Below are 25,748 nucleotides of genomic sequence, written 5' to 3'. Positions count from 1 at the left end.
TTTATTTATACAATCCTTCTCTTGACAGCAGATGTTCCAAGTTGGCTACTCCCAGCGTCACGATCGCCATTACTGTAGCGGCATGTTCCTGATATTCCGGGATGCTTTTGCTGTAAGTGTCGCGTTCGGTGTGCCAGATCTCACCGTAGTTGAAGTTGTATCCTTTGATGTCCTTTTCGTTGAAGGCGATGGCCGGGACTGCTTCGACAGCAAAAACGGATGCATCCGTACCGGCAGGTTTGGCAGGTTTGGTGAATGGGCCGGCTTCTTTCACTTCGAACGGATAGTCGGGATGGATCTTCTTGACGGGCGCGCATATCTTCACGAAGTCCTGATACATCGCTTTCGGAACATTGAGTCCGACGGGAGGTGTCGGGCCTCCGTCGCGGTTGAACAAGTTGGAGATTTTATCTAATTTATCTTTATTGGCTTTCACCCAGGCTGTAGAACCTAACAATCCGAATTCTTCGCCAGCAAAAGCACAGAATAACATCGTCCGTTTAGGCTTCGCACCGGATTTCATGATCATGCGGGCCGCTTCCATCACCGGAGTGACGCCGGAACCGCAGTCCACGCCACCTGTCGCCACGTCGAACGCATCCAGATGACCACTCGCCATCACATACTCATCTGGGTATTTGGAGCCTTTGATCTTACCGATCACATTATAGTATTTTACCGGCCCCATACGGAAATGGTTGCGGATATCGAATTCGAGGAAAAAGGTACGGCGTTCCTTTACCATCTGTTTGATGGTAGCATATTGGTGTTCGTCCAACTTGATGTCGCAAACTTCCGGTAGGTTATCGAAGGTGAAAGTCGGATCGTGCATGACAGCCTTGTCATAGAGGGCACGCAAAGGGACGGTGGCCGATTGGATAAAACCCAATACGCCGGCTTCGCACATCTGTTTGTAGAACAAGGCCGGGACATCCTCTTTCAATGGCAGCAGCGGGTTGTCGGTATTGTTGCGCCAGTTATCCTCCATGATCTGGCGGTTCTTTTTGGCCGTTTCGTTGTTTTCGGAAATGATGGCGGCACGGATGGAGTCGCCTTTGGCGGAACGGTCGACCGGCCAGCCGACATTCTTCCCGTTGATCAGCACCCAAGCCCCTTTTAGTTGTCCTTTCATGCGGTCGAACTCGCTTTGGGTAAGCGGTTCCTGTAAGACATGTCCGCGTTGTACACCCTTTGTTCCGGCGGTGTAGGAGGGAGTGACGAAATGCAGTTCCATCCCGTTTTCTCCCAACAGTTTGCCGAACCACGGTCCTCGGTTGAAGCCGACCGGCAGCGTGCCGGCCTCTTGTAGTTCTACTTCCAGTCCCCATTCCGTAAATTTCGAGGCAACCCATTCAACTGCATTATCGTATGCGTTCGAGCCGATCACACGGCCGCCGATGCGGTTGGTGAGTACATCTAAATGATCCATCACTTGATTATCCGTTTGACCGATTTCGATGATTTTGTTTACAGCTGCGTCCTGTGCCATGACCGAATGAACAGTCATGCAAGCCATCGAAGCCCAAATAAGTAAAGTCCGTTTCATATTGTGTGTTTTTATGGTAATGCAAATTAAGATATAAAAAGCGTCTGCTCCAAATCTCCGCAAAGGTAAAAGTAGGCTTCAGGCAGGAATGACAACGTGTGTAAGGTCCCATTGTTATCTTCATCACGTTGCCGTTTAGGTTTCTTAATAAGGTAAATGCGAGGTGTATTCTTAGATTATACTTACTTTTGTATTTGAAACAGAAATAGGAATATGATATTTTACTTTACTGGAACTGGAAACTCTCTTTGGGTGGCAAAGGCTCTGAGTGAGGCGCTGGGAGAACCGTTGGTTTCAATTGCAGATGAACTGCATAAGGAAAAGGATGGTTGGGTCTATCCGGTTCGTCCGGATGAAAAGATATTGTTTGTCTATCCTGTGCATTCCTGGGGACCGGCAGTGTCTGTTACCCATTTCATCTCTCGTCTGACTTTAAACGGATATACTGGACAATCGGTCTATTCCATTTCTACCTGTGGAGATGAATGCGGATATACAGATCGACTGATCGGGAAAGCTTTGGAAAAAAGAGCGATATCGCTAACGGCAGCATACTCTGTCATTATGCCGAACAACTATATCTTGCTGCCTGGTTTCGATGTAGACGACAAAGATGTGGAGGAACGGAAACTGCAGGATGCCCCGGCACGTGTGGCCGAGATTATCGAAGCGATCCGGGAGCATGGGCAGGACGCTTTGTATCATACAGGAAGCATGCCCGGTTTGAAAAGCTACTGGATTTATCCTCTTTTTGCCCATCTGGCTATCGGAAGTAATTCTTTCCGGGTGACGGATGCTTGTATTTCCTGTGGGTTATGTGAACGGATTTGTCCGACCGGAACGATCAGCATGCAGGCAGGGAAGCCTGTTTGGACGGATACCTGTGTGCAGTGTGTCGCTTGCATCCACCGCTGTCCGGTTCGTGCGATCGAATATGGAAAGGGAACGCTGAAAAAAGGGCGATATCATCACCCTGAGATTAAATAATAAACGAAACAGATAAAAATGAAACGATTAGTAGCGACAGCCCTGGTGGCCCTGATGTTGGCGAGTTGCCAGGAAGCACCGAAAGGTTATGTGATAAATGGAGAAGTGACCGGCAGGACGGAAGGGAAAGTCTATCTCAAGTCCTTCCGGAATAAGATGTTTTTTGATGTCGATACGGCAGAATTAAAAGAGGGAAAATTTACTTTTAAGGGAGAAGTGGATCAGCCTTTATTGTTTGGTCTGGCAACAGAAGATATGAATTATCCGGTTCAGTTCTTTGTCGAAAATACGAATATGGATGTGAGGATAAGTAATGACGGCGAAACGATTACGGTCCGTAATTCTCCTGTCAATACAATCTTTCAGGAGAATGCCGAGAAGGTTTTTGAAGAAGGGTATGACATAGACAGTCTGATCACCAAGTATCCGGCTTCGCCTGCCGCCGCTTTTTATCTGTATCGTTACTTCACTTACCAGTTGCCGCTGGATGAACTGAAAGCGACTCGTGCCAAGATTTCTTCCGAACTGGCCGGTTGTCCGTATGTAAAAGATTTGGATGGTATTATCAAGCAGTTGGAAAATGTGCAGATAGGGAAGGTGGCTCCTGAATTTTCGTTGCCAGATACGGCGGGAGTATCTGTTTCGCTTTCTGATTTCAGAGGTAAATATGTACTGTTGGATTTCTGGGCATCCTGGTGTCCTCCTTGTCGTCGCGAGAATCCGAATGTGGTAAAGGCGTTTAATGAATATAAAGATAAAAACTTTACGATTGTGGGGATTTCCCTGGATAAGGATAAAAGCAAGTGGATGAAAGCGATTGCCGACGATAATCTGGCTTGGACACATCTTTCCGATTTGAAATATTGGGATTCGGAAATTCCGGCTCTTTACGGGGTTCGTGGTATTCCGGCCAATGTCCTGCTAGATCCTGATGGAGTGATTGTCGCTAAAAACATAACTGGCGAGGATTTGCACAAAAAACTGAAAGAAGTAATCAAATAAACGATGTGGAAGTACGGTTTTCTGACTTTGTTCCTTCTTTTCTGTCTTTGTCTTTCGGCGACAGAAAAGAAGGATTTCGAAAAAGCGGAGCGTAAACAGTGTCCGATTGGCAAAAAGAATGGCAGCGGATTGAGTCTATTATCCGTTCTATGGAACTTTCCTTGCCGGATTACGATGCCGATTGCAAAGAAATAGAAGACCGTCTGGACCGGGGAGAATATGTGGAACATCACAGCAAGGTTTTCGAAGAATCCTATTCGCCGCATTATCGTATAATCAGCAGGCAAATATTTGAAAAGGAGTTACGGCCCTTGCTGTGAAAAAACGAGTTTACTCTTCGTCTTCCGGATCCTCGAAGTCAAACTCGAAATCAAATCCATCGTTCATCATCCCCAGATCGGTAAACTGCTCCAGTGCGCGACGGTCTTTCTTGGTCGGACGGCCTAAGCCGCGTGCACGGTCTACGAATCCGGATATGCGGTTCATTTCCAATATTTCGTATTGGTCGGGAGTAGTGACGTTTTCCAGATAATCAGGCACCAGTTTGGCTCCCATACGGCGTTCTGTTAAATCGAGTACCTTGAAGGAAAAGGTGATAGGTGGCTTTCGTACCTGAATCACTTCTCCGACTTTGATCATACGGGAAGGTTTTACATTGACTCCGTTTATCATCACCCTGTTTTTCTTGCAAGCCTCGGCTGCTATGGTACGTGTCTTGAATATGCGGGTGGCCCACATCCATTTGTCTATACGGACTTCATTCATAAACTGTAGACAAGGAACTATTATTTATTTATTATTGTATTGGTTCATTGTATTCTGTACGCCGGCCAGGCAGAAGCTTTTGATGATTTCTACCGCCCGTTTTATCTTTTCCGGCATTTCCTGGAGCTCTTCCGGTGGGAACTTGCCAAGCACATAGTTGATCTGTCCTCCACGAGGGAAATTACTGCCGATACCGAAACGAAGGCGGCTGTATTCTTGTGTGCCTAACAACTGTTGGATGTTTTTCAATCCGTTGTGTCCGGCATCGCTGCCTTTCGGTTTCAGGCGGAGTGTCCCGAAGGGGAGTGCCAGATCGTCCACTATGACTAACAGATTCTCTACCGGAATGTTTTCTTTCTGCAACCAGTAGCGGACGGCATTGCCGCTCAGGTTCATGAATGTGTTCGGCTTCAGTATGATCAACTCACAGTTCTTGATACGCATCCGTGCAATTGCACCGTAACGTTCTTCCGTGAAAGGAACTCCGGCATCTTCTACCAATGCATTTACAACGCGGAATCCGATGTTATGGCGGGTTCCTAAATATTCGGAACCGATATTTCCAAGTCCTGTTATCAGATATTTCATTGTTATGTTGTTTTTTAGTATATAACAAAGGGAAGAATACTCTGTTGAATATTCTCCCCTTACATTATTTAGGAATAATAATTTTATTATGCCTTAGCCTGAGCACCACGAGCGGCACGAGTCAACTGAACGGCGCAAACAACAGCGTTCTTGGCGTTCATCAGTTCAAGGCCTTCGAAGTGTAATGCACCAACCTGCATAGTCTTGCCTAATCCCAGGTGATCGACATTGATAAACAATTTCTCAGGAATTGCTGTGTAAAGGGCTTTTACTTTCAACTTTCTCATCTGCAAGTTCAGTTTACCACCGGCTTTAACACCTTCGGCGTGACCTTCCAGAACAACCGGAACTTCCATTACTACCGGTTTGTTTTCTGACACTTCCAAGAAGTCCATGTGCAGGATAGCGTCGGTTACAGGCTGGAACTGGATATCTTTAACGATAGCCATTGTCTTCTTGCCGTCAATCGTCAGTTCAACAACAAAAATTTCAGGGCTGTAAACCAAGTTACGAACACTGTCTTTTGTGATAGTGAAATGAGATACTTTTTCGCCGCCGTACAGTACAGCAGGAATTTCGTTGTTTTTACGCATAGCTTTCAAAGCTCTCTTCTGGTCTGCAGAAGTAGCGGCTACTTCTCTTGACTTTCCTTCTAATTGAAATGTCTTCATTTTGTTTTAATTTTTGTGTTACTCAAAATTAGATGTTTATGCTTTCTAATTTCCCATCACACGTACGGGGGTTAAAAGCGGTGCAAAGGTACGATTTATATTTATATCTGCAAAATCTTGTCTGCATGAATTTTCAGTTCCATAGGCATGAAACTGAAATTCCCTCGGCATGGAACGGAAGTTTCATAGGCATGGAATAGGAGTTTCATCGGTATGAAACTAAAAGTGCATGCCGGTTCAGAACCGGATTCCTTTTTGCCGGAGCAAGATTTCCGTATCGTCCCAAAGTTGTTTTTGCTGTGCATGATGCCGGATGCGTTCTGACACATTCCTCTTTTTGCAATTGGCATAGCAACAACCGTTTTTATCTTTCGCTTCATCCGAAAGAGCCAGATGGATGGCGGTCGCCGCGCCTTGGGCCGGTGTTTTGATAAAGGGGCGGAACAAGATATCGGTAAGCGGGTCGAACCAAGCTTGCATCGTGATCATGTTCGTACTGACGATTCCCGGGTCCGAGGCATTTATGGTGATGTCTTTGTCTTGCAGCCGTTCGGCAAACTCTTGGGTGAACAATAACAGCGCCAGTTTGGTATTGCTATAGACCGGAATGCGGAAAAAGCGTCCGTTCCTTCCTTTTTCAAAGAAGTCCGGTTCGATCCGGCCGATGGCATACGTGCAGGACACTGTATTTACAATACGGCATCCTGGTTGCATCAATGGTAATAACTGGCGGGTGAGCATGTAGGGAGCCACATAATTGACGCTTACGATTGTCTCCAACCCGTCTTCGGTTTTGCGTACCGGAGTTGTCAGGATGCCGGCATTGTTCATCAGGCGGCTGACGGGACGTCCTTCTTTTAATAACTGACCGGTGAAATTGTTTACGGATGAAAGGGATGCGAGATCGATTCTTCGCACTTCTATCTGGGTGTTACCGGTTTCTTGCCGGATCCGGGTGCATACGGGGACGGCTTTTTCCGGATCGAGGCAAGCCATAATCACCGGATAGCCTTCTTTTGCGAGGGCTGCCGTGATTACTTGTCCCATGCCTCCGTCGGCACCGGTTATGATGGCTAATCCTTTTTCCATTACTTATATTCTAATTTCTCTATTTCTTTGACAATGCTTTTGGGCAAGTTCTGAATATGTTTGTGGCATGCCATTTCGATGGAATACATGCGAGCGATGCAATAGTTGCTATGTCCGCAGTCACAACGGGCATGTTCGTCTTCCTTCATTTTGTTTACGAATGACGGATCGTTCAGCAAGGCACGTGCCATACTCACGAATTCGAAACCGTCGTTCAAGACCTCGTCTATCTTCTCGCGTGAGATCAGACCGCCTACATAGACAAGTGGCATTTTCAATGCCGCCCTGAATTTTAGGGCATCTTCCAGGAAGTAAGCCTCTTTGAACGGCTCAGACGGGATCATGAACCGTCCGGCCATTTTGACTCCGAGCGGTAGCCAGCCGAAAGGCATATAATGCGTCATCGTATGAATCGGCATGGAACCCCGCATCACATACATCGGGGCACGGCTGACGAAGCCACCGCTAAGGATCAAAGCGTGTGCTCCGCATTCGTTCTGCAGGGTACGAGCCACTTCAAGTGTCTCATCAAGCTCCATTCCTCCTTTGAAGCCGTCGCGCATATTCATCTTTACCAACACTGCCATATCCTGACCGGCAGCTTTCATCACTTCGTCCATGCACATTTTCATAAAGCGCATCCGGTTTTGCAAGCTACCGCCATATTCGTCTTTCCGATGATTGGTATAGGGAGAAAGAAACTGGCTGATCAGATAGCCGTGACCGGCATGTATTTCCACTGCATCCATTCCGGCTTCGCGCGCCAGATGAACTGCTTGTCCGAACGCTTTTGCCATAGCTGTGATTTCGGAAGGTTTCATTCCACGGACAAGGGTAGGGGAATAGATATTGAAACCGCTGGATGCGGAGATAGGCCTGCACCCGCAGATGTTTTTGTGAGACATGTTTCCGCAATGTCCGAGTTGTACGGAGGCAGCCGCCCCTTCTTTGTGGATGGCATCGGTGATGCGTTTTAATCCGGGGATGATATCTGGGCGCATCCAGAGCTGACGTTCGAAAGAAAGTCCGCTTTGCGTAACAGCCGCATAGGCCAAAGTCGTCATACCGATCCCGCCGGAGGCAACCGATTTATGGTAGTCATACAACATGTCGGAAGGCGCGTTTCCTGGGCACATGCTTTCAAATGCAGCCGCCCGTATTGTCCGGTTTCTCAGGGTCAACGGCCCGATTTTACCGGGAGTGAACAGTATAGATTCTTTTTCCATATCTATTATGAGTTAATCATTCAATATATAAAAGGAATAACCCGTTTACGGTTTTCCAGTTCGTTACCAAACATCGCTTTGTATTTATGGTAGATGGTGTTTGCGCGAGGTACAAGGTTTGCAAATGTCCACCAAGCGAAAACAGCTCCGCTTGCACTCCAGGTCAGGATTGCAAATCCGCACCATTCCACGATTTCGCCAAAGTAGTTGGCTGATGTCACATATTTGAACAGGCCTTTTTTAGGCAGATAATGGTTCGTGTCGCCAGGCTTTCTGAGGTGGCGGACAATATGGTCTGACTGGATATTGATTGCCATGCCGGTGAAGAACAAGATTGTCCCGACTATAAATTGAGGGCTGTGCAGCCAGCTTTTCGTATACATATCCTGCGGTGCTAAGTAGAAAATCCATTCTCCCTGCATATAACCGTTCAGGAGGTTAAAGGTGATTCCCATAAGCATGATGCCTGCCGGCATTTTACTTTTGCCTTTTATCAACAGAGGAAAAATAAAAGATCGTTGGAAATAATGCAGTTCGAAAAATAAGAATATCAGGAACGGTACTGTCTCGAACTGTCGTTCTGATCCGTTCCATAACAAAAACATGACGATAAAAACCGGCGCTTCCATGCAAATCCAAGCGATCTTGTTCGGTATCGGAACCCCCCATTTTTTATCGAACAACATTCCATAACCGGCTTCGACGAAATAAAGGGCTATGAAGACTATGGCGGCGATAGCTGCCATAACAATTAGAAATAAGGTGAAATGTTCAATTGTCATTTTCGTGTGTTGATAATTTATAACCTTTTCCGTGAACGTTTATAATCCTGATGGTAGGATCATCTTGCAATAGTTTGCGTAATTTGGTGATATAAACATCCATGCTGCGGGCGCTGAAATAGTTATCGCTTCTCCATATGATCTGCAGGGCGTGCATCCTGTCTACCATATTGTTTGCGTGTTGGCACAGCAACGTAAGCAAATCGGCCTCTTTGGTTGTCAGCTTGGTTGTTTTGCCTTCTATGGACAAGATCTGTTTTTGCAAGTCGAATTTGAATTTTCCGAAAATATAAGTCCTGACCTCTTTCTTGCGTTGGGGCTGGTAACGGCTTTGTACTGCTTTAATCCGGGCTTGTAAGATATCTGTGTCAAGAGGTTTGCGTATCACATCGTCTGCATGGAACGAAAACAGCAATGCTATTTCTTCTCTCGTCGGATGTTCACACAAGAAAACGACAGGGATGATATTTTCCGAACTTTTGATCATGGCTGCCAATGTCCGTGTTTCTTTCGTGTCTATATCGTGGTTGATAATACAGAGTGTGAAATTTCTGGAAAGGAATCCCTCATATGCCGCTTCTTCCTGATCGAATACTTGTGAGTTGTATCCAATAGCTTTTATATAGTCCTGGATGATAACTCCCTGATTATAGTCTTTGCTGAAAATGAGAATGTTAAAAAGATCGTTCATTATGTTATTAAATTGTTTTTTCGATGTTCCAGACAAAAGCACGTAATCCTTGCGCTTCCGTCTTCTGATCCATCTGATGAAGTATCTCCAGAAAATGGTCGACTTTTTCGTCATCGACCATTGCCAGGATTGCCGAGTTCAGTGTCGGCCAGGCGTGACTTCCATAATGGGGCTCGCCGGTCTTACTTCCACGTCCCTGTACTTCGTTCCAGTATGTGAAGCCCCGGATATTGTTTCGGTCCATCACATTCAGGATCATTTCGTAATATGCTTGATTAAATGATACAAATATAGCTTTCATATTAACTTATTCCTAATTATTATTTATTCTTTTTTAGAAGATATTCCATTTTTTGCCATCTTGCGGCGTCTGCGCCGGACTCCGTTTCCGGCAAATACACTGTATACGACCGGTACGATTACCAGGGTGATCAACGTTGATACCGAAAGTCCCCATGCTACTGTCATACCCATCGAACGCCACATTTCCGAGCCTTCGCCTGTTCCGACAGCCATCGGGATCATACCCAATACGGTAGTCAAAGTGGTCATCAATACAGGGCGGAGACGGGATTTTCCGGCAGTCACTACTGCGGTCAGGATTCCCATTCCTCTTTCCCGGCAGAGGATCGTGTAGTCGATCAGCACGATACCGTTCTTGACAACGATCCCCATCAGCATAATCAGGCCGATCAATGCCATAACGCCCAATGGGGTCTGTGTGATTGCCAGTCCCAAAATTATACCGGTGAAGGCGAAAGGAATGGAGAACATGATGACGAACGGGTCTGTCAGCGATTCGAACTGAGCAGCCATTACGATAAATACCAAAATGATGATCAGGATCATCAGGATTGTCAGGTCGAAGAAGGTGTCCATCTGGTCTTCGTATGTTCCTCCTAACTGCCAGCTGACATCCGAAGGTATATCCATTTCCTTCAGTTGATTCCGGGCAGCTGTTACGATATCGCTCATGGCTGCACCTTTTCCGACTACTGCCGATACGGTGATGACACGTTCACGGTCTTTGCGTTCAATGGTCGGAGGCGTCATTCGTTCTACTACTTTACCCAGGTCGCGGATACGGATTCCCTGACCGGCATTGTTATAAACCAGGATATTCTCGATGTCTTCAACCGACTGACGGAATTCTGGTGCGTAGCGTACTTTTATATCATACTCGTCACCGTCTTCGCGATATTTGGAAGCGATAGAGCCGTTGATACGGTTACGCAAAGCCATAGCAGCCGTTGTGATATTCAATCCGTTGATCGCCAGCTTTTCCCGGTCGAAATCAACTTGATATTCGGGTATGTAGTCCTCACGGCTGATGTTGACTTGTGAGCAACCTTTTACCTTACGCATCCTTTCGGCCAGTTCGGCGGCTACGGCATCGGTCCGGCCGAAATCGAAACCATAAATCTCGATGTCGACAGCGTTCTGTCCGCCCATACCTTCTTCCTGTCCGCCTTCGATCACCTTGAAGGTCTTGATCTCCGGATATTTTGCCAGGTCCTTACGCATCTCTTCACAGATTTCAACCATACCGCGTTCACGATCGCCGACACTCAGCATATTGATGTAATAGTCGATAATATGTGTTCCGTTATTACTCAATTGAGCCCAGGTATTATCGGAATCGGCTTGCCCCTCGGTGAAGTTACTGGTTTTTATTTCCGGATATTTCTGTCGGAACAGTTCGTCGATTTCAAGCGCCAGCTTACGGGTGATATCTTGGCGGGTCCCGACCGGTAACTCGATGTGAACACTGATCTGTGCGTTATCCTGAGTCGGGAAGAATTCCGTCTTGATAGTTGGAACCAATAGCATACTTCCCGCAAAGATCAAAGTCGCACCGAATATGACCGTTTTCCTGTGGCGTACTGCCCAATAAAGAAAACTGGAATAGCCACGGTCCAGCGCATCCAATGCCTTTTCGATCGGTGTGAAGAACAAGGTGTACAAGCGGCCTTTTTTAGGATTCTGCCTGAGTAGTAGAGAACTCAACATCGGAGTCAGGGTCAAAGCACCGACTGTCGAAACGATCATGATGATACTGACGATCCACCCCAACTGTTTGAACAGAATACCCGCCATACCTGTCACCATTGTCAGGGGTAGGAACACGGCCAACATGGTCAGGGTTGAGGCGATTACAGAGATGGCCACTTCGTTTGTAGCATGTACGGCCGCTTGTTTCGGGGCACTACCTCTTTCGATATGGGTAGTAATGTTTTCCAGCACCACAATCGCGTCATCCACAACCATACCGATAGCAATAGAGAGTGAACTCAGCGAGATAATATTCAGTGTATTGCCGGATGCAAGCAAGTAAGCGAACGAGGCTATCAACGAGATCGGAATGGTCAAAATAATGATAAATGTCGCTCTCCATCGTCCGAGGAATACGAACACCACTAACATAACGATAATGAAGGTGATGAAAATGGTTTCTTTCAGACTGTCGATTGTATTCAAAATGTTAGTGGAGGTATCCATGATTACCCCTAACTTGACATCTGAAGGAAGGCTTTTTTGAATTTCCGGCAACTTCTGATGAACCTTCTTGGCTATGTTCACCGAGTTGGCTCCCGATTGTTTTTGGATAACGATCATGCCGCCTTTTTTACCGTTATTGTAAGTCTCTTGGGCACGCTCTTCGATGCTGTCTTCAATGCGGGCAACATCACGCAGATAGATAGTCTTGTTATCTTTATGACCGATCACAAGATCGTCCATCTGATGCGCATCCGTAAATTCACCTTGTACACGGAGCGCATAGGCGTTGGAACCGATATCCACGCTGCCGCCTGGAGTGTTCCTGTTTTCCTGTGCGATGATAGCGGATATTCCTTCGATTGAAACTCCGTATGCTTCCAGTTTGTACGGATCACAATAGACTTGTATTTCACGTGCCGGCGTACCGGAAATGGAAACCGCTCCTACACCGCTGATACGTGCAAGCGGGTTCGATACCTTATCGTCCAGAATCTTGTACAGGGCGTTCGTGCTCTCTTCCGCCGTAACCGAAAGGATGATAATCGGTATATCGTTCGTCCCGAATTTGAAGATAATGGGATTGTCCACATCATCCGGCAGCATTGGCTCGGCAACGTCCAGTTTGTCGCGCACGTCGTTTGTCGCCACATCGATATCCGTACCATAGTCGAATTCTAGTGTGATGATCGAGATGTTTTCACGTGACTGTGACGTGATGTGTTTCAGGTCGCTGACACTGTTCAGCACGTTCTCCAACGGTTTGGAGACGTTCATTTCGATATCCGCAGCGCTGGCGCCGGCATAGGAGGTCATGACCATGATCGTGTTTGTCTCGATCTCTGGCAGCAGGTCCACTGATAATCTGGTTAATGAAAAAAGACCGAAGATCACGATTGCCACAAAGACAAGGGCAGTCGTAACCGGCTTTTTTACCGCTGTTGCATATAAGCTCATAATGTTTGTCTCTTACTTTTCGATTTCTACTTCCATTCCGTTGTTTAGGCGGCTTTGACCGGATATTACAACCTGGTCGCCACTGTTTACCCCTGAAATGACTTCATATTTGTTTCCCATACGGCGTCCTAACTCTACTTTCTCGTAGTAAACTTTACCGTCTTTGTATACATATATATAGCGGTCTCCTGCACCGGACTGTTTTACGATGGCGAGATCCGGAGCGACCACATGGTTTTGTGTCCCGAAACCGATCGTCACGCGGGCGAACATCCCCGGACGGACACGTTCGTCATTGTTGTCGATTTTGATTTCGACAGGGAATGTGCGTGTATTCGGATCGATAGTCGGGTAAACCAGGCTGACTTTTCCTTTGAAAACTTCGTCTCCATATACATCTAACCGGATGTCGACATCTTTTCCCTTTTTTACTTTCGTGAAAAGACTTTCGGATACGTTGATCAACAGTTTGACCGGACGAATCTGTTCTACGGTGAAGATCGGCGAACCTCCGCTATACATATCGCCGCTATCATAGTTGCGGGCAGTGACGATACCGGTGATCGGACTCAATAACTGTGTGTTTTCCTGCAAATTCTTGTAGGTCGCACGGCTTACGTCTAATTGTGTTTTCTGTGCATCCCAGGCTGATTTGGAAGCACCGCCTACTTTGTACAGTTCATCAATACGTTTGAACTCCAGTTCCTGGTTATCCAATTGTATTTTTGTCTGTTTGAGGTTTGTCTCATCCATCTTGACCAAGAGTTGACCTGCTTTTACATGATCGCCGACTTCTGCAAACAGTTTCTCTATGCGCACTGGGTTTTGTGGGGCGATGTTATTCGAAATATTGGCTTCTACTGTTGCTGTAAATTCACTGATCTGCTCCACATCTTGTGCGGAAACAGTTTCTATTCTCACAATGGCTTTGTTGCTGACGGTTTCCGTTTGTGCCGAATCTTTCTTTTCCCCTGAACAGGATAGCAACAAAGATAAAATGAAGAGTGATATAAAGTGTTGTCTTTTATTTGTTTCCATTTTGTGATATTTTTATTCAATGTCTATTTTTTGTTTTTTAAAACTCTTGCTGGCCTAATACCTTTTCCAAGTCAGCTTTTGCTACCATATAGTCGTAAATAGCTTGGTTGAAATTCAGTTTGGCCTGTGTCAATGCTAATTCCGAATCGTTCATTTCTAACAGAGTCCCGGCTCCTGTGTCGTATCGTTTCTGTGAGATCATATATCCCCGTTCGGCTTGCTCTACTCCCTTTTGTGAAGCGTCGAAACGTTTGACGCAGGTATTCATATTATCTATATACTGCTTGATTGCCAGTTGCAGGTTTCGCTGTGTATCCTCTCTTTGCAGGCTCAACTGTTCGATCGAATTTCTTGTTTGTTTGATCTTATAGAACTTGCTGCCGCCAGAGAAAATCGGAATGGAGAGTGAAACACCGACCATCGAGTAGGGGTTCCACATATAGTCTTTGAACTTGAAGTCGTTGTTCATGGCTGTCCACTGATATAGTCCAGTGAGCGACAGTGTCGGCAGATAATCGAACTTTTGCATGATCAGTGTCTTTTCCAGTTGCTTGGCTTGTAAATCCATCTGTTTCAAATCTGTATTATTAGCCAGGGTTGTGTCTGTGGAAAGAAAATCGCCGAATAGATCTTTTTCAAAGTCGGTCAATTGTCCTTCACATTCGATATTTATGTCCAGATCCATGCCTAATAATGCTTTCAATTGCCATTTGGCAAGAACTAGTGCGTTTTCTGCCTGCAACATATTGGGTTCGCTGTTCTTTACGGTAACATTGGCGCGTATCAGGTCATATTCGGCAACGGTTCCCTGTTCAAACTTATGCTTGATATCCAGGTAATTTTCCATTGCGTTGTCATAGCTTTCCTTAAATACGCGGTATGAATCGTTGGCAAGAAGCACGCCGTAATACCCTTTCTTTACCTGGTTGACCATAGCAATTTTGGAAGAACGTGCCTGTTCGATAGCCAATTCCACATCGACAGCCGAGATGCTTAGGCTTTTCCAAAGAGCGGCGTTGACAATCGGCATAGAGGCGTTGAAACCGAGATTCCAGTTATTATCACGTCCTACTTCGATCCCTTCATCCATATTCGGCATGTCTTCCATGCCTGGTATTTCGGTACTTCCCATGTCGAAGCCGTCCATATACATCACCTGTTTTTTCAAAGTTCGATTATAGTCGGCAGCAAAACTTACTTGGGGAAATAGGGCGGCATATGAACCTTTCTGTGCATATTTTTTTTTCTGGATTTCCTTGTTAGCCACTTTTACAATGGGATTTTCGCTCAGCGCGATCTCAAGAGCTTTCTCTATATCGAGAACGAGCGTGTCTTGAGCTTTTACGGTGGTGAAGGCCAGAGAGGGGAGTAACATTATCACTACCCACATCATCTTTTTGGTAATTATGATTTGTCTCATTTAAAATAAGTAAATTTGATTTTTAATAAAATCGTTTGTTCAATCTAATTGCTTCTGTTTATATTTCAACAAGTAACGATCTAAAATGGCAATGCCTTTTTCTGTAGAGATTCCCCGAAGGAAGGTATAAAGAATCGTATTGAACACTTCGGACACGGAATGGTTGGAAAGGGCTTTGGACGGACGGATCATTTTTGCCTGCTCTTTCGCCAGTAAAGCTACAATCTCAAAGTTAATATTCGGTTGAAAAACACCTTCTTTAGCCCCTCGTGACAGTAGTTTTATACATTTTTTCAAAAAGCGGGACTTTTCTTCTTCCGTTTTTTGTAATGCTTTCGGATAACGTTTCAGATCATCATAGAACTTCCGGTTAAACCAGCGAGGCCGTCTCATAAGTTCTTCATAAAAAAGCAAAGCGACTTCTAAGGCTGTTATCGGCTCGGATTCAAGTCGCTTCATGGATAGCCTCATTTTAGTATAACTCAGGTTTATACATTCTGTTAGCAGAGTCTCCTTATCTTCGAAGAGCTCATAAAGAGTCCGTTTGGATATACTCGCGTTATGAGCGATATCATCCATACTGACATTCTTGATCCCGTGTTCCGAAAATAAGTCGAATGCCGTTAACATTATTTGTTCTTTTATGACCATCGATTTTAATGATTACTTTTTATACGATCAGATATTGCAAAGGTCTGTCTAATTTGGAAAACTAAAAAGGTTTATTCTGTTACGGAATTAGTCGAAAACGAATAAAAGGAACCTTTCTTATTCCTGAAAAACCGTTATTCATTGGTAAAAAATGAAACATTTTTCTGTTTGTTGAAAAAATGTTTACCTTTGCAAGTACACGATTAGTAAATATGTAAAGATGGAAAAACTTCCTTTAATAGAATTGGCGGAACTGAATAAGAGTATTATTTTCCGTGATAGTTTTCAGGATATTTTTTCGATTGCGGATCTGGACGGAGGTATGGATATCGGAGATCCCGACTCGCCTGAGCGTTTTGCTCCGATGCGGTTAAATGCGCTTTTGATGGTGTTGACTTTTGAAGGGACACTTGAAATCCATCTGGATTATGTTTCTTACATTGTCAAACCGAACAGTTTCATAACGATCATGCCTACGCATGCACTCCAACTTGATAGGATCGGTAAAGATTTTAAAGGTCGCTTGCTGATTGCGTCTAAGGAGTTTTTGAACGATTGTAATCCTGGTGGAGGTAACCGGACTCAGGCTATAGCGAACTATATGGAGATCCGTAAGAATCCTTGTACGGAACTGGAACCGGAAGAAACAGCGAAACTGGCCGGTAGCATGCAGGTTATACGGGAGAAGATGAGGGAACGTACTCATTTTTATCAGAAGGAGTTAGTACAGAATGCCTTTATTGGTTTCTTGCTGGACTTAGGGAATATAATGTTAAGCAAGAAAGATCGTTTGATCCGACCGACCCTTTCTCGTAAAGAAGAGCTGTTCGAACAATTCCTGCAATTATTGTTTGAGCATTGTAAGGAGCAGCATGTGGTTACATTCTATGCTGAAAGGTTATTTATTACGCCACAATATCTGTCATTGATTCTGAAGGAGTTGACGGGTAAATCCGCTAATAAGTGGATAGATGATGCCCTGATTGTCGAAGCGAAAATTCTTTTGAAAGCGCCTCAGGCGACTGTCCAGCAGGTGGCGGATATACTTCATTTTTCCGACCAGTCGACTTTTGGAAAATTCTTTAAGAAACATATGGGAATTTCTCCGATGGAGTACCGTAAATCCTGAAGCGGGTGGTACTCCATTTTTCTCTTATCTTTTACTGAACTTATACCAGTTGATCAATTCGGAAATACCATAGATCAAGCAAGCAACTCCGAAAATCACAAATGTGTTGGCGGCTGCTCCGAATGGGTAGGCGAGGATCATGACCCCTGTTATTAAAATTAGGGATGGTATGATATAAAAAACATAGGAAACGGTACTCCATTTGCGGGCAGAAACCAGTGAAATCAGTTGCTGTGCACCTGCAAGAACCAGTAAAGCCCCTAAAACATACATTAATATGCTAACGAAAAATTGCGGCATGATTACCAACCATGCTCCGAACAGAATACTGCCTGCTCCGTCGATCGGAAACATTGGACTCGGCTCTCCTTCTACTTTTTCACGGGTGAAATAATTTAAGAGCGAGAATAAGCCGGGTATGATAAAACAGATACCGATCGTTATCACCAAGTAAGTAACAGCCGCTTCCGGCCAAAGAACCAATACAAGTCCCAATACGATCGCAAATATGCAACGCAGGACTGAACCATTTAAACTTTTCATCTTATATGTATTTTATACTTTTCTTTAATATAACAACGAAGATACACTATTTTCTTTGGAATGAAAATAAAAATAAATGATACGTTCTTTTTTCAATTGACAAAATGTTATCGCCCTGCTGTGAAAATCTATTTATCAAAAAACAGCTATTCCACTGGATTATAATCAGAAACAGTGCATAAAATCTCCTCAAACAAGGCAGATAAACAGCTCCACATCCCCGTTCCGGTTTCACGCAGACCCGGGTCTCCACCTCCTCCACACCCGGATCTCCCATACCCTTCCACCCGGGTCTGAAGAAACTTTTCAAGTTGTTTTCGGTAAAAAAGTAGCTTGTCTTCATGAAAAAACGAGCCTTTTTTATCTACTTTGTATCAGCTTTTGAACATATCTGTTGTTTTATAAAAGTCTGGTATATAATACTTTATTGCTTTTTGACCATGATGGTTATGATAGATGAATGATAGTTGAAAATAGGAACTGTCATGGAATAACATGCTGTTTTACAAGTATATGAATTTAATTATGATAGTATGATAGTTGTTTTTTAAACAAAACTTTTATATAGAGCTCTGTTTTCGTTACATCCGTTTGATGTACCTTTTTTAAGTTTGTTCGTTTCTATATGAAGAGGATCAGCTTCCTTTTGCTGTCAAAAGGACAAAAGATGTTTTTCTCTCTCCCCTTGTTATATGAATGAAATTATGTAACTTTGCAGTTTTGAAATGCGAGTGTGCAATTAAAAGATAATTAAAATATTACTATCGTGGCAGATACAAAGTACATCTTCGTTACGGGCGGCGTGGTCTCTTCATTGGGTAAGGGAATTATTGCCGCATCATTGGGTAAACTACTTCAGGCAAGAGGTTATAAAGTTACCATTCAGAAATTTGATCCCTATATCAATATCGATCCAGGTACGTTGAACCCATACGAACATGGGGAATGCTATGTTACCGTAGACGGACATGAAGCGGATTTGGATCTCGGACACTACGAGCGTTTCTTGAATGTTCAGACGACCCGTGCAAATAATATCACTACAGGCCGCATTTATCAGAGCGTTATTAACAAAGAACGTAAAGGGGATTACCTGGGAAAGACTGTGCAGGTGGTGCCTCATATCACGGACGAGATCAAGCGCAATGTGAAATTGCTGGGAAATAAATACAAATTTGATTTCGTGATCACTGAAATCGGAGGTACGGTCGGTGATATCGAATCTCTTCCGTTTATCGAAAGCGTGCGCCAGTTGAAATGGGAATTGGGAAAGAATTGTATATGCGTACATCTTACTTATGTACCTTATATCGCGGCTGCAAAAGAATACAAGACCAAACCGACACAGCATTCTGTAAAACAACTGCAGGAGCTGGGTATTCAGCCAGATGTTCTGGTATTGCGTACTGAACATGAGTTGAGTGCCAATTTGTTAAGTAAAGTGGCCCTTTTCTGTAATGTAGCACAGGATGCCGTCATACAGTCTATTGATGTTCCGACGATTTACGAAGTTCCGTTGGTATTGCAGCGCCAGAAGATGGACGAGGTGATCCTGCGTAAGGTAGGACTGGAAGTCGGACCGACACCCGAGATGAAGCCTTGGCATCAGTTCTTGCAACGTAAGGTTGATGCTACTGAAACTGTAAGGATCGGCTTAGTCGGTAAATATGTCGAACTGCAGGATGCTTATAAGTCGATCGACGAATCTCTGTTGCAGGCCGCTATTTATAATGATCGTAAGTTGGATTTGCATTTGTTCCATTCTGAAAAATTGAATGATGGTAATGCCGCCGAATTGTTGAAAGATATGGACGGAATCCTGATTGCTCCGGGATTTGGACAGCGTGGTATTGAAGGAAAATTTGCCGCATTGAAATATGCTCGTGAAAACGATGTCCCTTGCCTGGGTATTTGTTTGGGCATGCAGTGCATGGTGATTGAATTTGCCCGTAATGTAATGGGACTGGCGGAAGCCAACTCGACAGAAATGGAACCAAATACCCCATATAAAGTGATCGACCTGATGGAAGAGCAGAAGAACGTAACCAATATGGGCGGTTCTATGCGTCTGGGAGCATACGACTGTATATTGAAGAAAGGGTCTAAGGCTTATGAAGCGTATGGACAGACACACATCCAGGAGCGCCATCGACATCGTTTTGAATTTAATAGCGAATATCGCGATAAGTTCGAGGCAGCCGGCATGATGTGTGTAGGTGAAAATCCTGAATCGAACTTGGTTGAAGTCGTTGAGATTCCAGCATTGAAATGGTTTGTGGGGGTTCAGTTCCATCCGGAATATAACAGTACGGTCGTTAATCCTAATCCTCTTTTCGTTAGCTTTATAAAAGCTGCAGTTGAAAATAAAAAATAAAAATTATAGATGGATAAAAACACGATAATAGGTTTCCTGCTTATTGGAGTTGTCTTAATTGTATTTACCTGGTTGAACCAGCCTACGCCGGAGCAGATAGAAGCACAGCGCCGGATGCAGGATTCGATAGCCCGGATAGAATATGCAAAGCAGCTGGAACAGCAGAAAGAATTGAATAGAGAAGCAAAAGCGGACGACGAACTGGCCGGTTTGCCCGATTCTGTACGGCTTGCCCGTTTACAGAACACGTTTGGCGTTTTCGCCGATGCAATGATTGGAGAGGAGGGTTCCACTGTTTTGGAAAACGAGCTGATTGAAGTCCGTTTGGCCAATAAGGGAGGGCGTATTGGATATGTCCGCCTGAAAAAATACGATAATTATAAAGGTGAACCTTTAGTGCTTTTCGATGAAAAGGACTCGAAGTTCGATTTTACATTGGTTACGGCTGATAATCGCGTGGTAAATACCGGTGATTTGTATTTTACCCCTGTAAAAGGAAATGACCGGAACAGTATTACCATGCGTCTGAATACGGGCGAAGGCAGCCATCTGGATTTTATGTATACCTTAAAACCTGATGATTATATGTTGCAGTTCTCCATTAAGGGAACCGGCCTGAATGGTGTACTGTCGCCAGGTACGACTGCATTGGACTTGTTGTGGCAACAAAAAATAATCCAGCAGGAAAAGGGGCGTAAGTTTGAAGACCGTTATGCAACGGTATATTATAAATTTATGGCCGATGATGTGGAGTACCTGAGCGAAACCAAGAACGACAGCAAACAATTGTCTAACCGGTTGAAATGGGTTGCCTATAAAGACATGTATTTTTCTTCTATCCTGATCGCCGGAAACGAAGGATTCGAGTCGACAACTATCGATTCGAAGATGTTGCCTGAAGACGGTTCTTTCCTGAAAGAGTATAAGACGACGACTTCCGTACCTTTCGACTTGAAGGGTAACGAAGCGACGGATATGCGTTTCTATTTTGGTCCCAATCAGTTCTCTCTGTTGAAATCTTACGATGATGATGTAGAGAAAGCCGACCAACTGGATCTGGAAAAGATCGTTCCGCTGGGATGGGGTATTTTCCGTTGGGTGAACCAGTATTTCGTCATTCCGTTGTTTAATTTCCTCGGACAATTTATTCATAGCTACGGCTTGTTGATCTTCCTGCTGACGGTTATCGTAAAATTGATTCTGTTTCCGTTGACGTATAAGTCTTATATGTCATCGGCCAAAATGCGTGTATTGCGCCCGCAGGTAGAAGAGCTCAATGCTAAATACCCGGGACAGGATAAGGCGGTAGAGCGTCAGCGTGCGATCATGGAACTGTATAGCCGTGCCGGAGCGAGTCCGATGGCAGGATGTGTTCCGATGTTGTTACAGATGCCGATCCTGGTCGCTCTGTTCATGTTCTTTCCGTCGGCTATAGAATTGCGTCACCAGAGTTTCCTTTGGGCACACGACTTGTCTACTTATGATGCGATTGTAAGCTGGAATACATATATTCCTATTATTACACCGTACTTCGGAAATCATATCAGTTTGTTCTGTTTGTTGATGACCGTAACGAACATCATATATACGAAGTTCAATATGGATCAGACGAACACTGGACAGCAGCAGATGCCGGGCATGAAGGCGATGATGTACATGATGCCGCTGATGATGTTGGTATTCTTCAATCAGTATGCATCCGGTTTGACCTACTATTACTTCATCTCCACATTGATCACGATTTTGCAAACTGTAATTTTCCGTTATACGATTAACGAAGATAAGCTGTTGGCCAAGTTGGAAGAAAACAAGAAAAAGCCGATGAAGAAGTCTGGTTTCATGAAACGTTTGGAAGAAGCCCAGAAAGCTCAACAGGCCCAGTTGGAAAGACAGAAACAACAGCGGGAGAATAACCGTCGCCGTTGAGAAGTCGAATCTGATGGGATAAAAAGAATGCCGGTTGCTCTCCAAAGCAACCGGCATTCCTTTTTATGCGGATGCCGATTCATTAGTCGGTTGATACTCCCTATTTTTCAAGAAGGCCAATGCCTTTTCCATATCCTCTGGCGTGTCGATACCGATTGTTTCCTGCTGGGTAATTCCAACTTTAATCTTGTAGCCGTTTTCTAGCCAGCGCAGTTGTTCCAGGCTTTCAGCCAGTTCCAGAGGGGATTGGGGTAAATGGGTAATTTCTTTGAGTGTGTCGGCGCGGTAAGCATATAGCCCGATATGTTTGTAATAGGTATGATTCGGCAGCCATTCGGTATATTTCCTGCCTCTCATGTAAGGAATGATCGAACGGCTAAAGTACATAGCCTCATTCTTCTTGTTCAAAACTACTTTCGGTGAATTGGCGTTGAATAAGGTCGTTTCGAAATCATCATCCGGGCGAAATGGTTTTACCAGGGTGGCGATTTGGATGCTGTCATCGATGAAACATGCTTTTAGTATTTCGATCTGTTCCGGTTGGATAAAAGGTTCGTCGCCTTGTATGTTAACAACCACATCGTATCCATCTCCGATTTTACAATACGCTTCATAACAACGATCCGTACCGCTTTTGTGTTGGTCGGATGTCATGATGACATTGCCGCCGAAAGCTTGGACGGCTGCTTCTATACGGTTATCGTCCGTAGCTACGCAAACTGAATCAAGCACATTTTGGACTTGTTCGTATACCCGTTGGATCATCGGCTTGCCTGCCAAATCGGCAAGTGGCTTCCCCGGAAAGCGGGTAGAGGCGTAGCGTGCAGGAATTATTCCTATAAACTTCATGATCTATGAATTATAATTTATGATTTATGAAATTATCAATTGTTCACCGTTTTTCCTTCGCTTAACTGAACGACTTTTTCATGTTCTCCAACAATCCATACAATATCCCCCTCTTCAAAAACAGTTGAAGGAGATGGGTTTTTGATGGAAGAGGAACCTCGTTCGATACCGATGACCAGACAGGCAGACCTGTCCCGTATGCCTGATTCCAGAATTGTACGCCCGATCAGATGGGATCCTTCGGCGATGGTGAATTGTTCCATATTGACTTCATGCGTCGTCTGCTCCTTGTCGGTTTGGGCCTTTTTATATCGCTCGACCAGATATTGGCGGAAATGTTCAAGATCGACATCTGCACCGACTACTACCAATTTGTCAAATGGATAGAGACGTTCTTCTCCTCCGGGAATATTAATCCGCTGTTCTCCCCGAATGATCGTTACGATGTTGACATTGCATTTCTGGCGGAAGTTGAGTTCCTTCAAGGTTTTTCCCATGCTGGGGGAGTTCTGCTTTACTTCAAAATCGGCTAAATGAAGGTCGCGTTCCAACAGGTGGTTGGCAAACCGTTGGTTGATCGGAGCTTTCCGCTCGTTCTCCAATTCACGTGCGGAGAGGTTACTGAAAAAATGTCGTTCCATCAGGATGGATTGTCTTTTCAGCCGTTTGGATAAAATGACAATAACGATGACAGTTGCTGCGATCGCCAGTACGATACCGACTGTGGCATTCAACAAACGGGCGACGGGCAGCATGACTAGGCCGATACATAATATAATACGCAAAATGACCAATGAAACCAATGGTCCCCGGTTGTACTTGCTGTCCAGCCATAATTGTTGGAATTCGGCGGAATGGTTCTTCTTCATCATGATCGCACGCAGCATGGGAGCTATTAGTAGCAGGATCAGAACGAGTGAGATGCCCGCTCCCCGTATGCCCGGAAGTTCTTTCATGATAAAAGGAGCTATGAACTGAAGCCAGATAAAGATCAGGACAAGGGTAACGGCTGTATAAGTGCCGACTATGCGGATCAGCGCCTTCAACAGTTTATTCCAGGCGCTTTTCTGATGTATGGTATTGGAACCGGAAGAATAACGTTCGAGAAATTTCATCCATGACTTCGGTATGATCCGGTCGGCAACCCGGCATGCAGGTTCTGCCATACGAATCATGTAGGGCGTAAAGAAAGTCGTGACAACTGAAACCGCTACGACAATAGGATAGAGGAAATTATCGGTTACCCCTAATGACAGCCCCAACGATGCAATGATAAAAGCAAATTCGCCTATTTGAGCGAGAGAAAAACCAGATTGTATGGCAATCTTGACCGGTTGTCCAGAAAGCAAGACCCCGAAGCTGGCAAATAATATTTGTCCGGTCATTACGACCAACGTGAGAATCAGGATCGGAATTTTGTATTCCCACAGCAATGCCGGATCGATCAACATCCCGACAGAGACAAAGAATATAGCTCCAAAAAGATCTTTTACTGGTTTGATAATATGTTCGATATGTTCCGCATCAATGGTTTCTGCCAAGATAGATCCCATGACGAAAGCTCCCAAAGCGGAAGAAAAACCAGCTTTCGTGGCAATGATAACCATTCCGAGGCATAATCCCAGGCTGACGATCAACAAGGTCTCGTCATTCAGGAAAGTCCTGGCTTTTTTTAGAAAAGAGGGAATTAGATAAATGCCGATAACAAAACAGAAAAGCAAAAAGACTCCCAGTTTGATCACACTGTTGAGCAGTTCCATTCCCTCTACGTGTTTACTGACTGCCAATGTAGACAGTAAAACCATTAGTAAAACGGCAAACAGATCTTCGACAACAAGGATTCCGAAGACCACTCCGGCAAACCTCTGATTGCGTAGTCCCATATCGTCGAACGCTTTGAAAATAATGGTTGTAGACGACATGGAAAGCATTCCTCCGAGGAAAAGGCTGTTCATATGTCCCCAACCTAAAGATAATCCGGTAGTATAGCCAAGTGTCATCATGCCTATCACGATGGTAATAGCTCCGATCACAGCTGTTCCGCCGACTTTCATCAGCTTTTTGAAACTAAAGTCGAGTCCTAAAGCGAATAAGAGGAAGATTACGCCTATATCCGCCCAGATACGGATACTTTCTATATTCGTGACAGTCGGTATTTGAGTGATAGACGGACCGGCAAGAATTCCGGCTACGATATATCCGAGTACGACCGGTTGCTTTAACCATTTGAAAAGCAAGGTGACCAATCCCGCTGAAATCAGTATGACAGCAAGATCCGATATAAGAGAAGGTATTTGAGACATGCTTTCATTGTTTTTTCTGTTGGCAAAGTTATGTATTTATTTTAATTTTGCCGATCTAAAAAATTGCCAAAATGAAGAAGATGCATCCGATAGAAGCGTTGATAGAGCAGGGGGAACACCAACAACTTGATTTTAAATTCGAAGTGAGCGACAGTAAGAAGATTGCGCGTACGCTGAGTGCTTTTGCCAATACCGACGGTGGACGTCTCCTGATCGGTGTGAAAGATAACGGGAATATCTCCGGTGTCCGAAGCGAAGAAGAATATTATATGATTGAAGCGGCCTCCAAGATGTATACCCGCCCGGAAGTCCCCTTTGAGGCGACACGCTGGGAGGTGAACGGCAAAACGGTTCTTGAGGTGTACATCGCCCCCAGTTTGGATAAACCGCATACCGCTCCCGATAAGGATGATAAGTTTAAAGCCTACATAAGGGTCGCCGATGAAAATATTTTGGCAAATGAAGTGTTGGTGCTTGCCTGGCAGAAAAAGCATAAACCGGACGGGACTTTATTGAAGATAAGCAAACCTGTGGAACGTTTGTTTGCTTATCTGGATGATCATCCCCATATCAATATCAGCCAGTTTTGCCGGATCGGGCGGATCAATTATTATACCGCGAAAAACATTCTGAGCGATCTCCTGGCCATGAACACCTTGCAATACCTTGTAATAGACAAGCATATCTTATATCAACGCGTCCCTGCGTAGAAAGT

23 protein-coding genes are annotated in these 25,748 nt (G+C 44.6%); 7 read left to right on the top strand and 16 right to left on the bottom strand.

From position 1 onward, the window contains the following. Position 1 precedes the first annotated feature (1 nt). Positions 2 to 1,546 carry a M28 family metallopeptidase gene (locus tag BHV83_RS07890; RefSeq protein ID WP_122205756.1) on the bottom strand — a complete coding sequence of 515 codons (1,545 nt, stop codon included), beginning with the start codon at positions 1,544 to 1,546 and terminating at the stop codon, positions 2 to 4. Between the two features lie 213 nt (positions 1,547 to 1,759). On the opposite strand from BHV83_RS07890, the gene BHV83_RS07885 reads away from it, so the two are divergent. From BHV83_RS07885 to BHV83_RS07875, 3 genes are all read left to right on the top strand, one after another. Beyond that, positions 1,760 to 2,533: an EFR1 family ferrodoxin gene (locus tag BHV83_RS07885; protein WP_122205755.1), complete on the top strand. Its 774-nt coding sequence runs from the start codon at positions 1,760 to 1,762 to the stop codon at positions 2,531 to 2,533. An 18-nt stretch (positions 2,534 to 2,551) separates the two neighbouring features. Further along, positions 2,552 to 3,535 carry a TlpA disulfide reductase family protein gene (locus BHV83_RS07880; protein ID WP_005641190.1) on the top strand — a complete coding sequence of 328 codons (984 nt, stop codon included), beginning with the start codon at positions 2,552 to 2,554 and terminating at the stop codon, positions 3,533 to 3,535. A 98-nt stretch (positions 3,536 to 3,633) separates the two neighbouring features. After that, complete coding sequence (locus BHV83_RS07875) at positions 3,634 to 3,855, top strand: hypothetical protein (RefSeq protein ID WP_229101557.1); 222 nt, start codon at positions 3,634 to 3,636, stop codon at positions 3,853 to 3,855. 10 nt (positions 3,856 to 3,865) lie between these two features. Here BHV83_RS07875 and BHV83_RS07870 read toward each other — a convergent pair whose 3' ends face one another. From BHV83_RS07870 to BHV83_RS07815, 12 genes are all read right to left on the bottom strand, one after another. Continuing rightward, positions 3,866 to 4,300, bottom strand: coding sequence for an RNA-binding S4 domain-containing protein (locus BHV83_RS07870; RefSeq protein ID WP_286757261.1), 435 nt, complete (start codon positions 4,298 to 4,300; stop codon positions 3,866 to 3,868). A gap of 24 nt (positions 4,301 to 4,324) precedes the next feature. Further along, positions 4,325 to 4,888, bottom strand: coding sequence for an aminoacyl-tRNA hydrolase (gene pth / locus BHV83_RS07865; protein WP_005641182.1), 564 nt, complete (start codon positions 4,886 to 4,888; stop codon positions 4,325 to 4,327). Between the two features lie 86 nt (positions 4,889 to 4,974). After that, the gene (locus BHV83_RS07860) at positions 4,975 to 5,559 is read right to left on the bottom strand and encodes a 50S ribosomal protein L25/general stress protein Ctc (protein ID WP_005641179.1); all 585 of its coding nucleotides are present in this window, start codon (positions 5,557 to 5,559) and stop codon (positions 4,975 to 4,977) included. Between the two features lie 237 nt (positions 5,560 to 5,796). Next, positions 5,797 to 6,648: an SDR family oxidoreductase gene (locus BHV83_RS07855; RefSeq protein ID WP_155162580.1), complete on the bottom strand. Its 852-nt coding sequence runs from the start codon at positions 6,646 to 6,648 to the stop codon at positions 5,797 to 5,799. Next, positions 6,648 to 7,874 (bottom strand): NADH:flavin oxidoreductase, encoded by a 1,227-nt coding sequence (locus tag BHV83_RS07850; RefSeq protein ID WP_005641172.1) that lies wholly within the window; start codon positions 7,872 to 7,874, stop codon positions 6,648 to 6,650. Before BHV83_RS07850 ends, BHV83_RS07855 begins: the two co-directional genes overlap by 1 nt. Before the next feature lie 20 nt (positions 7,875 to 7,894). Beyond that, entirely contained in the window at positions 7,895 to 8,656 is a 762-nt protein-coding gene (locus tag BHV83_RS07845) for a DUF1295 domain-containing protein (protein ID WP_173022579.1), read from the bottom strand. Continuing rightward, positions 8,646 to 9,347, bottom strand: coding sequence for a response regulator transcription factor (locus tag BHV83_RS07840; RefSeq protein WP_005647926.1), 702 nt, complete (start codon positions 9,345 to 9,347; stop codon positions 8,646 to 8,648). Before BHV83_RS07840 ends, BHV83_RS07845 begins: the two co-directional genes overlap by 11 nt. Before the next feature lie 7 nt (positions 9,348 to 9,354). Then, the gene (locus BHV83_RS07835) at positions 9,355 to 9,648 is read right to left on the bottom strand and encodes a PG0541 family transporter-associated protein (RefSeq protein WP_005641168.1); all 294 of its coding nucleotides are present in this window, start codon (positions 9,646 to 9,648) and stop codon (positions 9,355 to 9,357) included. Positions 9,649 to 9,671: 23 nt separating this feature from the next. Beyond that, entirely contained in the window at positions 9,672 to 12,800 is a 3,129-nt protein-coding gene (locus BHV83_RS07830) for an efflux RND transporter permease subunit (protein WP_286757253.1), read from the bottom strand. Positions 12,801 to 12,812: 12 nt separating this feature from the next. Continuing rightward, positions 12,813 to 13,838 (bottom strand): efflux RND transporter periplasmic adaptor subunit, encoded by a 1,026-nt coding sequence (locus BHV83_RS07825; RefSeq protein ID WP_005641164.1) that lies wholly within the window; start codon positions 13,836 to 13,838, stop codon positions 12,813 to 12,815. Positions 13,839 to 13,875: 37 nt separating this feature from the next. Next, entirely contained in the window at positions 13,876 to 15,258 is a 1,383-nt protein-coding gene (locus BHV83_RS07820) for a TolC family protein (RefSeq protein WP_286757251.1), read from the bottom strand. Between the two features lie 39 nt (positions 15,259 to 15,297). Further along, positions 15,298 to 15,909, bottom strand: a complete 612-nt coding sequence (locus BHV83_RS07815) for a TetR/AcrR family transcriptional regulator (RefSeq protein ID WP_005641161.1) — start codon at positions 15,907 to 15,909, stop codon at positions 15,298 to 15,300. A 220-nt stretch (positions 15,910 to 16,129) separates the two neighbouring features. Between BHV83_RS07815 and BHV83_RS07805 the strand changes: the two genes are divergently transcribed. Beyond that, a complete protein-coding gene (locus BHV83_RS07805) occupies positions 16,130 to 17,038 on the top strand; it encodes a helix-turn-helix domain-containing protein (protein ID WP_119215428.1) in 909 nt (302 codons plus the stop codon). 24 nt (positions 17,039 to 17,062) lie between these two features. Here BHV83_RS07805 and BHV83_RS07800 read toward each other — a convergent pair whose 3' ends face one another. Beyond that, positions 17,063 to 17,581 carry an HdeD family acid-resistance protein gene (locus BHV83_RS07800; RefSeq protein ID WP_122342671.1) on the bottom strand — a complete coding sequence of 173 codons (519 nt, stop codon included), beginning with the start codon at positions 17,579 to 17,581 and terminating at the stop codon, positions 17,063 to 17,065. A 766-nt stretch (positions 17,582 to 18,347) separates the two neighbouring features. On the opposite strand from BHV83_RS07800, the gene pyrG reads away from it, so the two are divergent. Together pyrG and yidC are read left to right on the top strand one after the other, a co-directional pair. After that, a complete protein-coding gene (gene pyrG, locus BHV83_RS07795; protein ID WP_005651232.1) occupies positions 18,348 to 19,955 on the top strand; it encodes a CTP synthase in 1,608 nt (535 codons plus the stop codon). A 9-nt stretch (positions 19,956 to 19,964) separates the two neighbouring features. After that, positions 19,965 to 21,881 (top strand): membrane protein insertase YidC, encoded by a 1,917-nt coding sequence (gene yidC, locus BHV83_RS07790; protein ID WP_005651237.1) that lies wholly within the window; start codon positions 19,965 to 19,967, stop codon positions 21,879 to 21,881. A gap of 63 nt (positions 21,882 to 21,944) precedes the next feature. Here the strand turns inward: yidC and kdsB are convergent, their stop codons facing one another. Then, complete coding sequence (gene kdsB / locus BHV83_RS07785) at positions 21,945 to 22,730, bottom strand: 3-deoxy-manno-octulosonate cytidylyltransferase (protein ID WP_005651239.1); 786 nt, start codon at positions 22,728 to 22,730, stop codon at positions 21,945 to 21,947. A 35-nt stretch (positions 22,731 to 22,765) separates the two neighbouring features. Next, positions 22,766 to 25,033, bottom strand: coding sequence for a monovalent cation:proton antiporter family protein (locus tag BHV83_RS07780; RefSeq protein WP_005641143.1), 2,268 nt, complete (start codon positions 25,031 to 25,033; stop codon positions 22,766 to 22,768). Between the two features lie 71 nt (positions 25,034 to 25,104). Here BHV83_RS07780 and BHV83_RS07775 point away from each other — a divergent pair, with 71 nt between their 5' ends. Next, on the top strand, positions 25,105 to 25,743 hold the full coding sequence (locus BHV83_RS07775; protein WP_122205752.1) for an AlbA family DNA-binding domain-containing protein: 639 nt from the start codon (positions 25,105 to 25,107) through the stop codon (positions 25,741 to 25,743). The last annotated feature ends 5 nt before the right edge of the window (positions 25,744 to 25,748 follow it).

The organism is Parabacteroides sp. merdae-related_45_40, assembly GCF_001915675.1.
Note: the sequence above shows the minus strand (reverse complement) of the source record. Positions and strands in the feature narration are given on the sequence as shown.

Bases quoted from the DNA above. Each gene is read 5' to 3' on its own strand.
- BHV83_RS07830 (WP_286757253.1), bottom strand. From the start codon at position 12,800: ATGAGCTTATATGCAACAGCGGTAAAAAAGCCGGTTACGACTGCCCTT.
- BHV83_RS07780 (WP_005641143.1), bottom strand. From the start codon at position 25,033: ATGTCTCAAATACCTTCTCTTATATCGGATCTTGCTGTCATACTGATT.
- pth (WP_005641182.1), bottom strand. From the start codon at position 4,888: ATGAAATATCTGATAACAGGACTTGGAAATATCGGTTCCGAATATTTA.
- BHV83_RS07775 (WP_122205752.1), top strand. From the start codon at position 25,105: ATGAAGAAGATGCATCCGATAGAAGCGTTGATAGAGCAGGGGGAACAC.
- BHV83_RS07820 (WP_286757251.1), bottom strand. From the start codon at position 15,258: ATGAGACAAATCATAATTACCAAAAAGATGATGTGGGTAGTGATAATG.
- BHV83_RS07855 (WP_155162580.1), bottom strand. From the start codon at position 6,648: ATGGAAAAAGGATTAGCCATCATAACCGGTGCCGACGGAGGCATGGGA.
- BHV83_RS07890 (WP_122205756.1), bottom strand. From the start codon at position 1,546: ATGAAACGGACTTTACTTATTTGGGCTTCGATGGCTTGCATGACTGTT.
- BHV83_RS07800 (WP_122342671.1), bottom strand. From the start codon at position 17,581: ATGAAAAGTTTAAATGGTTCAGTCCTGCGTTGCATATTTGCGATCGTA.
- BHV83_RS07840 (WP_005647926.1), bottom strand. From the start codon at position 9,347: ATGAACGATCTTTTTAACATTCTCATTTTCAGCAAAGACTATAATCAG.
- BHV83_RS07835 (WP_005641168.1), bottom strand. From the start codon at position 9,648: ATGAAAGCTATATTTGTATCATTTAATCAAGCATATTACGAAATGATC.
- BHV83_RS07850 (WP_005641172.1), bottom strand. From the start codon at position 7,874: ATGGAAAAAGAATCTATACTGTTCACTCCCGGTAAAATCGGGCCGTTG.
- yidC (WP_005651237.1), top strand. From the start codon at position 19,965: ATGGATAAAAACACGATAATAGGTTTCCTGCTTATTGGAGTTGTCTTA.
- BHV83_RS07860 (WP_005641179.1), bottom strand. From the start codon at position 5,559: ATGAAGACATTTCAATTAGAAGGAAAGTCAAGAGAAGTAGCCGCTACT.
- kdsB (WP_005651239.1), bottom strand. From the start codon at position 22,730: ATGAAGTTTATAGGAATAATTCCTGCACGCTACGCCTCTACCCGCTTT.
- BHV83_RS07815 (WP_005641161.1), bottom strand. From the start codon at position 15,909: ATGGTCATAAAAGAACAAATAATGTTAACGGCATTCGACTTATTTTCG.
- BHV83_RS07845 (WP_173022579.1), bottom strand. From the start codon at position 8,656: ATGACAATTGAACATTTCACCTTATTTCTAATTGTTATGGCAGCTATC.
- BHV83_RS07805 (WP_119215428.1), top strand. From the start codon at position 16,130: ATGGAAAAACTTCCTTTAATAGAATTGGCGGAACTGAATAAGAGTATT.
- BHV83_RS07870 (WP_286757261.1), bottom strand. From the start codon at position 4,300: ATGAATGAAGTCCGTATAGACAAATGGATGTGGGCCACCCGCATATTC.
- BHV83_RS07825 (WP_005641164.1), bottom strand. From the start codon at position 13,838: ATGGAAACAAATAAAAGACAACACTTTATATCACTCTTCATTTTATCT.
- BHV83_RS07885 (WP_122205755.1), top strand. From the start codon at position 1,760: ATGATATTTTACTTTACTGGAACTGGAAACTCTCTTTGGGTGGCAAAG.
- BHV83_RS07880 (WP_005641190.1), top strand. From the start codon at position 2,552: ATGAAACGATTAGTAGCGACAGCCCTGGTGGCCCTGATGTTGGCGAGT.